We start from the raw sequence: 13,708 nt of genomic DNA on the forward strand, positions 1-13,708 counted from the left end.
GCTAAGAACAGTTCAGTTAAAAACAGCACTTAATTAGCAGCACACTTAACCCCCTTTTTCACCTAGCTGGAAAGGGGGTTTTGCTATAAGCGCTTAATAGCTTTCAAACAGGTACTCAATGGGCGTCGGGCGACCCAATAGGTAGCCTTGATAACGATAGCAGCCATGGCCTCTTAGCCAATTAAGCTGCTCTTTTGTCTCCACCCCTTCCGCTACCACGGTTAAGCCTAAACTCACCGCCAGTAGTATCGTGGTATCGACAATCGCTGCGTCTGTCTTATCGGTCAGCAGTTCTTGAATAAACGATTGATCTATTTTCAACTCATCCAGCGGCAAGCGTTTCAGATAACTCAGCGATGAGTAGCCCGTACCAAAATCATCCAGCGCAAAGCGGATCCCCCTGGCACGCAGTTTCAACATCGTGTTGCGCACTCTAACCGGCTCGTGCATCAACAGGCTCTCGGTCACTTCGAGCACCAAGCGGCTTGGCGGCGCCTGGGTTTCGGCTAGCAGCGCCTCGACATCACGCACGAACTCTGGCTGCTGAAACTGCACGGAACTCACGTTGACGGAAATACTCAATGGCGCGTAGGCAGCTTGGTGAGACCACTTGGCTAGCTGCTCGCAGGCTGAGCGCAGCACCCAGTAACCGATCGGCACAATCAGCCGATTCTCTTCCGCAAGCGGGATAAAGGTCGCGGGTGAGACCCAGCCACGTAGAGGATGGTACCAGCGCAGTAATGCTTCTACGCCGGTAGTCACGCCCTGATGGTCGACCTGCACTTGGTAGTGCAGCGCCAGTTCGTTGCGTTCGAGCGCTTTATGCAGATCGGCCTCTAAACTGGCCCTTTCCAGTACGCTGGTTTGCATATCCGTATTAAAAAAGCACAGCGTATTGCCGCCTATGCTTTTCGCCTGCTGCAACGCCATATCAGCCTGTTGCAGCACGCTATCCATACTGTGCTCGCCCCCTCCCGTAAACAGTGCAATACCAATACTGGCACTGATCGGTAGCGAATGGTTGTTTCTTAATTGCGCAATGGTTTCCAACAGCTGTCGCGCCACACGCTCGGCTTTTAGTACAGCGTTGGTCTGTTGCTCGCCCAGGTTATTGATCAGCACCACAAACTCATCGCTACTAAAGCGAGCTAGCGTTTCCTCTGCGTCAAGCCGCTGGCGTAGCTGTTCAGCAACGCTAATCAATAGCTGGTCACCACTCTCATGGCCCTGGATATCATTCACTAAGCGGAAATTATCCAGATCAATCACCATCACCGCGCTATAGGTCTCAGCCCACCCATCATGCTCAATAGCGGCCGTTAAGGAATCCATCAGCAGCCGCCGGTTGGGCAGACCTGTTAGCGAGTCATAGAAGGCCAGGTAGTGAGTGCGCGACTGCATTTCGAGGTAGTCAGTCAGTTCAGTCGAAATACCGCACAGGGAAGGGGGAGCGCCAGGCGACATGGAAAGCGGCATTTTTATCGATAAGAATGTCCTTACCCGGCTTTCGCCCTTCAAGACATTGCTCTCTTCTACCGTCACTTTTTTTCCTGAATCCAAGACATTGCGATCAACCTGATTGATCTCAGCGGCGCTCCCAGGATCAAAAAACGCCTCATCACGCTTACCGATAATTTTTTCGGCAGGCAGGCCAAATAGATCGCTAATGCGACGATTAACGTATTGGTATTCTAAGGTCGGGGATTTGATATAAATAAACGCATCGACGCTATCCAGGATCGTTGCCAGCATCTCTTTATTGGACTGGAGTAACGCCCGGTTATGCTGCATACGCCGCTTGAGCAATAGATTGCCCAGCAGCGCCAAAAGAAGGAAAACGAGCAGCAAGGCGATCCCCCAACGCCCCAGGTAGCCATCAATACTGCGTAGCAGCTCCGCCGGAAGAGCTGCAAACGAGGCAAAATAGTTCATGGTGGCTGTTTACTGGCCCGGCATGGTAAGTGGCCCCGCCCGCTCGACCACTCGCTGCCAGGCGGCATCTTGCTCAATGCGTGAGACAAAAGCGGCAATGGCAGGATAGCTCTCCAGCGACCGTACGGCGGCCACCGCCTGTAGTGGAAAGCTCATTTGCATATCCGCGCCGCTGGGCCACTGCCCGCCAAAATTACCCTCTGCCAACAAGTGTTGATTAATAAAGTTAAGGTGCCTTTTAAGCTGCGGCGCCAGAAAGCGTTTGCTGACGGTATCGCTAATCCCTTTCGCCACTGGCTTAATCAGCCAGGGAGTCTGTTTAGGAATTTGGCTGAACACAAGCTGCATCACCAGCAACGGCATTAATGAGCCTTCGGCATAGTGCAACCAGTAGCGGTAATCTACCCAAGCACGTATATCATCCGGCGCAGGCTGACAGCGGCCCTGTCCATAGCGCTGCAGCAGATAATCAATGATTGCGCCTGACTCAGCCACGGTGATGTCGCCATCGGTAATCACCGGAGACTTACCTAGCGGATGGATTTTTTTCAGCGCATCAGGCGCTTGCTGTGTTTTACCATCGCGCTGGTAAACCACCAACTCGTAGTCCAGTTCAAGGGCTTCAAGTAGCCACAGGATGCGGTGCGAACGAGACTTTTCCAGATGGTGAACGTGGATCATAAACACTCCATGGGGGCTGAGTTGCGCGCCAGCGTTGCACTGGCGACACTTGTCCTTTGTTTACAGGCACATTTAGCTTAGTACCATAAAGCCCATCATCATAGGAGCAATAGTATCAACGCAGCGCCGAACCCCATGGAGGTATCAACAAAAGCAACGCTTATTAATTAGGTACGCTATGACCGGTGCGCGTGGCGCCAACGCGCCAATAAATCCAGCGGTGACCATTTACCTTGCAGCCAGGGCGCTAATAAACGCATAGAGAGCGGAATAAACACAAACACCATCACTGGCGTCAACATTAGCGTGCTCACCACCACCCGCGGCAGCAGCGCCCAATCGGCCAGTACGCCACCAAATACAAGTTGAAAGATTAGCGAGATAGGAAAGAAAGCCAGCCACACGGCCACGGCCTGTTTCCAGCGCGGCGGTGCGCTGCTGCCGGTTTGAAACCACGCATCCAGCCCGGTGGCACGGTGCTCATGGGGCGCTTCATACAAGCCCTTACCGCGCGCCAACCACGCATGCCGTGAGGCTGAATGTTCCCAGGCGGCTAGGGTTTCGCTACTGCTAAAGCGGAATATGATCTGATACTCGTCGTCATCGGCAGGGGGAGCCAATACGCCGGAGCCGAGGTAGCCAGCAAAATCGGCCGCCAGCTCGCGCCCTTCGTTAAGCCAACGATTAAAGTCGGCGTAGCGGCCGTGCTCAACGCGACGAGCCACCATCAATGTGACAGGTGAGGCAGACATGGTATATCTCCTAATGTGTCCACAGCCAGGGCCGGGTAGGCAGGCTGTTTGCTTTCAAGGGGGTAACCCAGAAAGTCAGAATTGCCACATTATACAAGCAATGATGATGCCATGTTGTGAATGTTACGCTATGACAGTCTGCGCAGCGTAGCTTCACGCCCAGGTACAGGGTTGGGACGCTCTCCGCGTTGAAACGCGCATACATGAATATAGATATCCACAGCACAGCGGATGGCATCGGCCTCTTGGGGGTCAGGGTCAACTACCGGGCCGGTATATTCGCCCTCGCTACGTAGCACGACATCTAGTTCCGTTCGGTAACGGCCTAGCAGGTGCTCCAGGTTGATGTGTATACGATGAACTTCCAGACTAAACGCTTGGCGCTGCTCGGTGCGTTTAAGGATATCCAAAGGGTTTGAAGCAGCTTCAATCAAGCTTTCTAACGTAGCGAAAACTAACTTTTCAGCGCTGTTTAAATTGGGAATAATGGAATAAATGAGGTCATTTAAGGTGATCGGTGTTCCATGGCGGTGCATAGGCAATTCAACGTCCGGTTAAGGGATCTATGCTAATGAATCGACCCTGCTCAGAAAAACTTAATCGATAAATACCGCGTACGCCATCACGCCCCACCACTCGGCGAATCGCCTCGGCGGGAAATATTACCCAACGACCATCAACACTGCGGGTACGTACATTGGCAATACGCCCTTCGTAATGGGCTAGGCACTCGTCGTAGTTAAGATTAATGAACACATCAATGGTTTGCATAGGGTCGGCATCGTGCAAACTTGCACTCTCGGCATTGCTCGCTAATACTTCATGGTATCCCAACTCGTACTTAGTCGGTAATTAACTATGGCCGTTTCTTCCATTAGCACTGTGTCCCTCGCTGCCTGGGCGTACCCTTCAGCGAATACAATCTCCCCGCGGGTTGAGCAAGCCGCTAAAAGCCGTGCACTTGAAGAAGATACGGCGTCTACCGACGACCCAAAAACGACTAGCGCTAGTGAAGAGAGCAGCGAAGAGATTAGCAGTGCTGAGGCTGGCCCCAAACGGGCGGACGGCACGCCTATGGCGCCGGAAGAGATTCAGTACTTAGATCAACTTAAACAGACCGACCGCGAAGTACGCCAACACGAGATGGCGCACCAAATAGCGGGCGGCGCCTATACGGGCGGCGCCAGCTACGAGTACGAAGTTGGCCCCGATGGCAAGCGCTATGCAGTCGCGGGGGAGGTACCCATCGATTATGGCCCGGTGCCCAACGACCCCCAAGCCACTATCGAAAAAATGCAGACGGTGATCGCTGCGGCAATGGCACCTGCAGATCCGTCCCCGACAGATTACCAAATTGCCGCCCAAGCACGGCAGTACCTGCTGGAAGCTAAGCTCGAAGCGTCCATGCAGCGCAGTGAAATGGAGCAAGCTCGCAGCAACGGCGCCGCGGCAACCTCACCCACTGCTACATCCACTAACACGCCCCCCTCAGATGCATCAGCCGCTGATGAGCTAGCCGCTTAGTCGGCCGCTTAGTTGGTCGACACTGCGAGGGAATTCCACTCCCCGCGACTAGGCCAATTCGCCAGCCAGGCAGGCAGTGCTTCGGCAGGCATCGGGCGGGCAATACCATAGCCTTGAGCTAACTCGCACCCCAGCGACATCAAGGCTTTGGCATGCTCTAAGGTTTCTACACCTTCTGCCAACATAGGCCGTTTAAAGCGATTAGCCATATAAATAACGCTCTCCACGATCGCCATATCGTCTTGATCGCTGAGCATGTCGCGGACAAAGCTCTGGTCTATTTTGATCAGGCTGACCGGCAGCTGCCGTAGGTGGGTTAACGACGAAAACCCGGTACCAAAGTCATCGATAGCAAAACTCACGCCCAGTGACTGACAGCGCGACATATTTTGCAGTGCGGCCTGGATGTCGTGCATTGCAGCACTCTCCAGCACTTCGAGTTTGAGCATTGCGGGCGGCACATCGGGGTGGCGTGCCAGCAGTTCGCCTAAACGTTGACTAAAGTTATCCACTAGCAAATGCGTAGGGCTTATATTCACATTGATCGGCAGCGCAATGCCTTGAGCATGCCATTTAGTTAACTGGCGCAACGCCTGCTCAATGACCCACTCGCCAAGATCCACTTCTAACGGCGTATTATCGATAATGGGTAGAAACTGCGCGGGCGCAAGCAATCCCTCTTCAGGGTGTTGCCAACGAATCAGCGCCTCCAGGCCCACCACGTTGCCACTACGCATATCAACCTGGGGCTGATAATACAGGCGCAGCTCCTGGTTATTGAGTGCATCTATAAAACGCTGGCGCTGCTCATGGCGCACCTGCAGTAAGCGGTCATGGTTCGGGTCAAAAAAGTGAAAGGTATCGCGGCCACGCTGTTTGGCACGGTACATCGCCTGATTGGCATGACGTAACAGTAGATCGCCCTGAACGTTGTCATTTGGGTAGAGCGTCACCCCCAAACTTGCCGTCAGGTGAATACTCTGCCCGTCAATCATCAGTGGTTGGCGAATGGAGGCTAACAACTTCTCAAAAAAATCGTCATCGACGCCATGGTGGAGTAACAGTACAAACTCGTCGCCCCCCACTCGCGCCAACACATCATCCCCAAACAGCAGATGGCTTATACGCTGCGAAAAAGAAGACAGCAGCGCATCGCCCACGGTGGAACCCAAACGGTCATTAATATTTTTGAAGAAATCGATATCCAGCGAGCACACCGCCAGGGGTAGCTGCTGCGCTTCTACATGCTGCATGGACTCTTGAATCAATTGGGTCAGCAGTTGCAGGTTAGGTAGCCCGGTAAGGGCATCAAAATAGACTTCTCGATTAAGGTGTCGGGCATGTGCCGGAATAGCTGAAAGGTCAGCCAACACAATCACATGGTGATCGATCTCACCGTGCTCATCGCGCACACGATTAATCGACATCATCCCCGGATAAAACTGGCCATCGTGGCTACGGTAGCTCACCTGGCTTTTGCTACGGTCACGCAATTGCAGCTCTTCACGCATCAATCGCGTGGTGCGGCTATCATCCAGCGGTAAAATGCTGAATGCTCCCGGCGTTTTGCCCTGTACATCACCCTGGGTAAACCCCGTTAACTCACAAAAAGCGGGGTTCACCTCCACCACTCGATTTTCCGCATCGGTAATAATGATCGCTTCATTGGCGTAGCAAAATACCGATTCAGCGGGAGACGCTGTCTGGTCGACGGATGCTGTTGGCATCGCGTTCACACGGGGCAGTGAAGGTGTTGGCTGGGAGTGCTGTTGAGACAAAGACTGTTCCTTCGATAAATTCAAGGATTCAAACATACGTCTTTGCTCTCCTCGTCGTTTTATTGAGCCATCGCCATATAAATTCGTTGTTATATAGAGCCGTTATTAGGTAAATAGCGTCGTTATTATGAAGGCAGTAGTGTTGCCAGGCATAATAACACCCTATGAAGGCGAAGGTACTTTACCCTGCGGAGTACTTTACCCTGAGGAGTACCTTATCGGCTGACGAGACAATAAGTTAAGGCGCTGGACTGGCCGCACCCAAAAAGCGCGCCTGCCAGTAATCGATATCTAACGGCACGCTGACTACTGCACGGCCATTGCCAGGTGCATGAATCATTTGGCCGTTGCCACGATAAATCCCGACATGAGTAGCTTTGCGGCGCTCGCCAAAGAAAAGCAGATCGCCGGGGCGAGGGGCTTCCACCTGGGGCAAGGCACGAAACTGCTCCTCAGCGGTACGCGGCACGCGAATACCCGCCGCTCGGTAGGTCATTTCCACTAGGCCAGAGCAGTCCAGACCATCGGGCGTATTGCCCCCAAAGCGATACGGTGTGCCAATGGCCTGCTGGGCATGGGAGAGAATCAGCGCACGCTCCATAGAGAGGCCTGCGCGGCTAGGCGGTGCCTCAATGGGGGTAAGATCACGGCTGGCGCAACCCGCTAACGCCAGCAGCAACAGACCGGTTAGCAGCCACCTTCCAGAAGGTGCCGACCCGCAAGATAGAGACCACAGACGAACCAACAGCATGGGCAGCCGCTCCAATAAACCAACGTGCCTTCATGATGGCCCAAAGCCTGCCTAGCCGCCAATGGTTAGCGGCCGATCCACTCGACAAAGCTGGTTTCACCCAGCGCATGGCGCTCATGACGCACCCGGCTCATTGCCGCGTAGGGTAAATCCATTGCCAATACCCGCGAAAGCGGCTGCTCAATCACCTGGCGCAGCAGGCCATTGCAGACAAATAGATGGGCCACTACCAGCACATGCTTGCCCGGCGGATTGCTTAACAACTGCTGCCAGGCCCCGGCCAATCGTGCGTCAAAGGCGTGCAGGGTTTCGCCACCGGGCGGAGACACCGCAGCGGGGTCGTGCCAGAACGCACTCATTCGCCCAGTGCCCTCTTCGGCAAACACCTGGGCATGGGTTTTGCCCTCCCAACGCCCCAGATGCAGCTCGGCAAAATCCTCTTCCACCTGAACCGGCAGATCAAACTCTTCACCCAGCCATAGGGCGAATTCGCGACAGCGCGTTAATGGCGAAGTGACAATCGCATCGTAGGGTAAATGCCCCTCTACGGTTTGGCGCATCACTGCATCGGTGACCTGCTGCCAGCCGGTTTCACTGAGCGGATGGTCGGTGGAGCCGCGGAGCATACGCCCGCCCACCGGCTCACCGTGGCGCAATAAATCTATCTTTGTTTGTTCGGCTTCAGGAAAGCGCATAGGGGTAACCTCGCCGATCTAGGCAGTTTGCAGATTAGGAAGCCGATGATTAGATAATCGCGTGGCGCACCCGCGCGGAGATCCACTCCGACACCAGCACAGTGGCAAAAATCATAATAAAAATAACGCTGACCTGATCCCAGGCGAGGCTGTTGATCGAGGCATTCAACTGCAGACCGATACCACCGGCCCCGACCAATCCCAATACCGTGGATTCGCGGATATTAATGTCCCAGCGGTAGACGCTAATGCCGGCAAAGGCGGGCATAACCTGCGGTAACACGCCGTAGTTCATCACCTGCATACGGCTCGCGCCGGTCGCGCTAATCGCCTCAACGGGGGTGGGGTGAATCTCTTCAATCGCTTCGTACAGCAGCTTGCCCACAAAGCCGATGGAGCGCAGGGCGATAGCGATAATCCCCGCCAGTACGCCGGGGCCAAGAATGGTCACCAGCAGCATTGCCCAAATCAGCGAGTTAATCGAGCGCGACGAGACAATCACCATCAGCGCCACGCTTCGAACCAGTGGGTGCGGCGTGGTATTACGAGCAGCCAAAAACGCTACCGGAAATGCCATCATGACGCCGATGACAGTGCCCAGCGTTGCAATGTTAAGCGTGTCCCACATGGGCTTCCACAGCACATTGGCATACTCCCAACGCGGCGGCATCATGCGACTAATTAAGTCACTGCCCTGGCGGCCAGCATCCTCGACGAACACCCACATGGTATTGTCGGAGATTAACTTCCAACACAGTAGAAATAGGCTGACACCCGCTAGCCACGCCAGGTACTGCAACCATTGCGCGCGCGTGGTGCGCCGTCGCCAAACCGGCAGACCCTGTGATGTAAATGAAACAGGCATTTAATGTCTCCAAAAATTACTGGGTCCAGCGACGGACATGGCTTGAGCTGTACTCGCACAGCAGCACGATGGCGATGATGATCAGCAGAATCGCCGCAGAGGTATCGTACTCATAGCGGCTTAGCGAAGTGTTCAGCGTAGCGCCGATACCGCCCGCCCCGACAATGCCAATCACCGCCGACTCGCGGAAATTAATATCCAGCCGATAAACCGAAAGACCGATCAAGCGCGGCATGACCTGTGGCTGAACCGCTTGGTTAATGATTTGCAGCCAGCCTGCGCCGGTTGCGCGTACGGCCTCAACCTGACGCCAATCCAAGTCTTCAATGTCTTCCGCCAGCAGCTTGGCCATAAAGCCAATCGTCGCAAAGGCCAGCGTGATCATGCCCGCCAGCGGCCCAAAGCCGAACATCACCACAAATAAAATCGCGATGATGATCTCTTGAAACGTGCGTGAAACGGCAATAATGGCGCGGCAGATTAAGTAGATCGGTAAGGGTGAAATATTACGCGCTGCGCCCAGGCCAACCGGTATCGCGAGCAGCACACCCACAACCGTAGAGGTGAGCGTCATGGTTAAACTTTCCATCAACCCCGCGACAATATCGTCGTAACGGCTGATAAAATCGGGCTGCATAAAGGCGCCCAAAAAATTCACCGCCCGCGCTGACCCTTCGGCAACCCGCGCCCAGTTAACCTCTACCGAGGCAAGCGCTAAAAAGAGATACACCACCGCGCCGATAGCGAGCCCCCAGCGCAGGCGTGGATTTTCGATCACCGCTAGACGCCGCCACTGGCCACGCCGCGCTGCCTGCTGCCGCCGTTCGGCCAATGTATTCGCTGTGTTCATCGTGCGCCTCCCGTCGCTAAAGCGGGCATTACCTCATGCGACGTCGAACGCACTACGGCGGGTTGCTCTTCTTCGTCTTCTTCCATCGGTTCGGGCGTGGTATCCCAATCTTCTTCACCATAAATCGTGGTGAGTATCTCGCTCGTCAGTTCGCTCGGCTGACCGTCAAAGACGATTTCACCCGCCCGCAGGCCGACGATACGATCCGCAAACTGCTTCGCCAACGCTACGTCGTGAATATTGATGATCGCCGCCAGGTCTCTCTCTGCGCACAGCTCGCGAATCAGGCGCATAATCTGGCGCGAGGTTTTTGGATCCAGGCTGGCTGTCGGTTCATCTACTAGCAGTAACTTGGGGCTTTGCAACAGCGCGCGAGCAATCCCCACCCGCTGCCGCTGCCCGCCTGATAGCGCATCGGCACGCTTATCAAGCGCATGGGGGAGGCCCACTCTTTCCAGCAACCGGAAAGCTTCAACCACGGCTTCCTGCGGGTAGCGACGTAAAAAGCTGCGCCAAAAACCGACATAGCCGAGCTGCCCTGACAGCACGTTTTCCATCACGGTGAGCCGATCGACCAGCGCGTACTCCTGAAAAATCATGCCCATCGAGCGGCGCGCATGACGCAGCTTCTGGCCTGAAAGCTTGGTGAGCTCAATGTCTTCCAGGCGAATGCTGCCCTGGGTAGGTTCAACCAACCGGTTCACACAGCGAATCAGCGTGCTTTTACCCGCGCCCGATGGCCCAATCAGCGCCATGACTTGGCCTTTGGGCAGCGTGAGTTCAATATCCGTCAGCGCTCGATCCCCGGTGGGGTAGCGCTTGCCTACGCCACTTAGTGTCAACATCGTTCCACCTCATATGTATAGCGAAACGGCCAGAAGGTGAGCCCTCCTGGCCGAATAAAACGCGTTGGCTAATCGATTAATCGCAGTCGTACGTCACGCCAGTGGCATCCGCGATGGTACGAATGACCGACCAATTTTCCTCGTAGGAGATCGGAATGAACTGTGACTCACCGGAGTTAGCAAATTCCGCTTCGAGAGGAGTACCTTCCCAGTCATAGCTGAAGAACGCGTCCTGGATGCTCTCGGCAAGCTCAGGCTTCAGGTTGTGGGCCAAACCGTAAGCCGTGGTGGGGAAGGTTTCTGAGGTATAGATAATCTCGTAGTCACCTTCATTAACGACACCACGAGCAATCATCCGAGTGCCAACAGAGTTGGCAATAGCAGCGGCTTCGTAATCTTTGTTCACTACACCGAGAATGGAATTATCGTGAGAGCCTGAGAACGCGGTGCTGTAATCTTTGTCGGCTTCCAATCCATACTCAGAGAGCAACAGTGCAGAGGGCGCGCGGAAACCAGAATTTGAGGTTTCAGCAGTAAAGGCCATCTGACGCCCTGCGAGATCTTCAACCGACGCGATACCGCTACCGGGATAAGTGATGATCTCCATTTCGTAACCAAAGCTACCGTCGTCAGAAGCCATCATGGCAAACGGGCGGAAGCCACCGCAGTTAACGGCCACAGGCGTGCTGCCGGTATTAAACCCGGCGACATGCAAACGACCCGCGCGTAGCGCTTCCAACTGTGCAGCGTTGGACTGAACCGGGAAGAACTGCACCTCTTTGCCAGTGGCTTCGCTAAGATGTTCTAAAAAGTCAGACCAGACACCAGCGTAAACCGCAGGATCTTCAACCGGGGTATAGGCAAACACCAAGGTATCGGGGTCGGCCCACTGAGACTCATCGCTAGGCGCATCGGCGACCATATCGCCATCGTTATCCACATAGCGTGATGAGAGATCTGCAGAAGCGTTCACCGCAGCTAAGGCGAAAGCACTGGCAACGGCGGCGCTAATTAATGTGCGGGGAAGCGCATGGGAAAAAAAGGATGTCTGCATGGGTCACCTGTCGCGTTGTTAGAAGATGCCGATATCCTGACGATTTAAAATGACAAATAGGGGGCACTCTTATGACCAGTTGGTGACGTCTTTATGAACACCCGGTGACAGAGCCCATCAGTTTGCCCTCGGGATCCGAGCAGTGATCACGACGCTCCACGAACAAACTGTTGCCAGGCATCTTCTTAGCTTGGCGCTTCAACTCAGACAGCTCGCTGGCGATATCCAGCGATTGACAGCGGGTCGTATCGGGAATGGGCTTCACCGCAATCGAGACGCTAACAAAGGGGAAGAACGTTAGTTTATTCTGGCGGTTTTCGATTTGAATCCCGCCCTGAAGGCGGTCGGCCTCTTCATAGAAGCCCGGCGCCATCACCTCGAATGAGTGCAGAATTTGCTGGCAGACACTCTCCCAGTGCTCAAGCGGCAGCAACATCATAAAATCGTCACCGCCAATATGGCCGATAAAGCCTCCGGCACTGTCTACCTGCGCTTGCAGTAATCGTGATAGCGAAATGATGATGTGATCGCCTCGTGCGTAGCCGTAGGCATCGTTAAAGGCTTTAAAGTTATCCAGATCAACGTAGGCCGCCGCAAACCCCTGCCCAGCGGACAAATAGGTCGCCAGGGTTTCATTGATCAGAATATTGCCCGGCAGGCCGGTCAGCGGATTTGCGTGCCGCGCCTGGCGTACCTGGATGGCGGTAATCTCGCGCAAAAGGTCAACGATGTTGCCCATCCCCAGGTAGTCACCATTGGCATTAACAATGACGAAATCTTCCTGCTCAATATCCCTGCTATCGGTCAGTTGCTGGCTTAAAATCTCCAGTGGCGTATCCGCTTCCGCCACCAGCATACGTGCGTCAGCAACGTCCAGAACGCGGCGCTTGGCATACAGCGAGTGACTAAAGGGGTTGGTAAACAGGGTTAAAAACGCATTACGACGCACCACCGCCACGGGCTTACCATTTTCTAGCACGGCCACGCAGCGCAAGCTGGGCTGTTGGCGAAACCGTTCGGAGATAGACGGCACCGCGCAATCCGTCGTTATAGCGTCAATCGCCCGTAAAATAGACCGCGCGGTGCGCCCTGCGGGGCTTTTTAGATGCGTGGTTGCGGGCAGCAGCATATTGAGTTCTAACGGCGGCTGCTGGCTGGGCCGGGCGAAGTAGAAGCCTTGCAGCAGCGCCAGCCCGCGATCGAGCTCCCACAGGCAAAGATGCTCAGCGGCGGTCTCCACGCCTTCGGCAATCACCTGGCAGTCCAGACTACGGGCTACATCAAGAATCGAGCGCAGAAATTCTCGCTTGGCCGGCTCCTGATCGATCCCGGAGATAAAGTGGCGGTCGAGCTTCACGAAATCCGGGCGTAGCTCCGACCAGTGGCGCAGGCTTGAGTGCCCGGCGCCAAGGTCATCCAGCGCCACCTGGAAGCCCATGGTGCGGTAGTGATCCACCGCCTGGCGCATTAGCTCGTAGTCATGGATCGGCACGTGTTCGGTGAGCTCAATCACCACCCGCTCTGGAGGCAAACCGCTGTCACGAATAAACCCCAGCGTTAAGCCTTCGCGGAAATCGCGCTCGACGATGGTCAGCGGCATCACGTTAAGAAACAGCAGACCGGGCAGATCGAGCTCTGCAAAACGCTGTATTGCCAGGCGCCGGCAAAGCAAATCTAACTCGACTAACTTGCCTGCCTGGGTAGCTACCTCAAACAGCCGTAACGGGGAGTGCAGCGGCGACGTTTTAGGCCCACGTATCAGCGCTTCGTAACCATAAATCGCCCGTTGGCTGGCATCCACAATGGGTTGAAAGAGCACGTGCAGCTCTTCTGCCGCAATAATTTGGTTAAGCCACTGCGCTTCTTGTGCGGTCATTTGCCTGCTGCCCTCTTCTGCCACCCTAGTAACCCTCGGTGGTGCCGATGATGTGTCACCTTCCCTGGAGGTTGTTGATAAGCTGCAAGCGTGCGTCATTTTTAT

At 54.9% G+C, this 13,708-nt stretch carries 14 protein-coding genes; 1 reads left to right on the forward strand and 13 read right to left on the reverse strand.

Annotated elements, in window-relative coordinates; translation table 11 throughout:
* Positions 1-93: 93 nt before the first annotated feature.
* From A6R74_RS13330 to A6R74_RS13350, 5 genes are all read right to left on the reverse strand, one after another.
* A complete protein-coding gene (locus A6R74_RS13330; protein WP_064234999.1) occupies positions 94-1,932 on the reverse strand; it encodes a putative bifunctional diguanylate cyclase/phosphodiesterase in 1,839 nt (612 codons plus the stop codon).
* Positions 1,933-1,941: 9 nt separating this feature from the next.
* Complete coding sequence (locus A6R74_RS13335) at positions 1,942-2,613, reverse strand: glutathione S-transferase (RefSeq protein ID WP_064235002.1); 672 nt, start codon at positions 2,611-2,613, stop codon at positions 1,942-1,944.
* Positions 2,614-2,789: 176 nt separating this feature from the next.
* The gene (locus A6R74_RS13340; RefSeq protein WP_064235004.1) at positions 2,790-3,365 is read right to left on the reverse strand and encodes an antibiotic biosynthesis monooxygenase; all 576 of its coding nucleotides are present in this window, start codon (positions 3,363-3,365) and stop codon (positions 2,790-2,792) included.
* A gap of 128 nt (positions 3,366-3,493) precedes the next feature.
* Positions 3,494-3,901, reverse strand: a complete 408-nt coding sequence (locus tag A6R74_RS13345) for a hypothetical protein (protein ID WP_064235006.1) — start codon at positions 3,899-3,901, stop codon at positions 3,494-3,496.
* A gap of 7 nt (positions 3,902-3,908) precedes the next feature.
* On the reverse strand, positions 3,909-4,136 hold the full coding sequence (locus A6R74_RS13350; protein ID WP_064235008.1) for a DUF2835 family protein: 228 nt from the start codon (positions 4,134-4,136) through the stop codon (positions 3,909-3,911).
* An 87-nt stretch (positions 4,137-4,223) separates the two neighbouring features.
* Between A6R74_RS13350 and A6R74_RS13355 the strand changes: the two genes are divergently transcribed.
* The gene (locus tag A6R74_RS13355; protein WP_064235010.1) at positions 4,224-4,889 is read left to right on the forward strand and encodes a putative metalloprotease CJM1_0395 family protein; all 666 of its coding nucleotides are present in this window, start codon (positions 4,224-4,226) and stop codon (positions 4,887-4,889) included.
* Positions 4,890-4,897: 8 nt separating this feature from the next.
* Here the strand turns inward: A6R74_RS13355 and A6R74_RS13360 are convergent, their stop codons facing one another.
* The 8 genes from A6R74_RS13360 to A6R74_RS13395 form a co-directional block, all read right to left on the reverse strand.
* Positions 4,898-6,703 carry a putative bifunctional diguanylate cyclase/phosphodiesterase gene (locus A6R74_RS13360; protein ID WP_082906679.1) on the reverse strand — a complete coding sequence of 602 codons (1,806 nt, stop codon included), beginning with the start codon at positions 6,701-6,703 and terminating at the stop codon, positions 4,898-4,900.
* Positions 6,704-6,905: 202 nt separating this feature from the next.
* On the reverse strand, positions 6,906-7,418 hold the full coding sequence (locus tag A6R74_RS13365) for a C40 family peptidase (RefSeq protein ID WP_064235012.1): 513 nt from the start codon (positions 7,416-7,418) through the stop codon (positions 6,906-6,908).
* A gap of 65 nt (positions 7,419-7,483) precedes the next feature.
* A complete protein-coding gene (locus A6R74_RS13370; protein ID WP_064235014.1) occupies positions 7,484-8,113 on the reverse strand; it encodes a histidine phosphatase family protein in 630 nt (209 codons plus the stop codon).
* A gap of 49 nt (positions 8,114-8,162) precedes the next feature.
* The gene (gene phnE / locus A6R74_RS13375; protein WP_040479492.1) at positions 8,163-8,978 is read right to left on the reverse strand and encodes a phosphonate ABC transporter, permease protein PhnE; all 816 of its coding nucleotides are present in this window, start codon (positions 8,976-8,978) and stop codon (positions 8,163-8,165) included.
* Between the two features lie 16 nt (positions 8,979-8,994).
* On the reverse strand, positions 8,995-9,828 hold the full coding sequence (gene phnE, locus A6R74_RS13380; RefSeq protein WP_064235016.1) for a phosphonate ABC transporter, permease protein PhnE: 834 nt from the start codon (positions 9,826-9,828) through the stop codon (positions 8,995-8,997).
* Entirely contained in the window at positions 9,825-10,673 is an 849-nt protein-coding gene (gene phnC / locus A6R74_RS13385) for a phosphonate ABC transporter ATP-binding protein (protein WP_007111875.1), read from the reverse strand. Before phnC ends, phnE (A6R74_RS13380) begins: the two co-directional genes overlap by 4 nt.
* Before the next feature lie 76 nt (positions 10,674-10,749).
* A complete protein-coding gene (phnD, locus tag A6R74_RS13390) occupies positions 10,750-11,727 on the reverse strand; it encodes a phosphate/phosphite/phosphonate ABC transporter substrate-binding protein (RefSeq protein ID WP_064235018.1) in 978 nt (325 codons plus the stop codon).
* A gap of 91 nt (positions 11,728-11,818) precedes the next feature.
* Complete coding sequence (locus A6R74_RS13395; protein ID WP_064235019.1) at positions 11,819-13,603, reverse strand: bifunctional diguanylate cyclase/phosphodiesterase; 1,785 nt, start codon at positions 13,601-13,603, stop codon at positions 11,819-11,821.
* Positions 13,604-13,708: the final 105 nt, after the last annotated feature.

This window comes from Halomonas sp. ALS9, from assembly GCF_001651035.1.
In the GTDB taxonomy this organism is placed as follows: Bacteria; Pseudomonadota; Gammaproteobacteria; order Pseudomonadales; family Halomonadaceae; genus Vreelandella.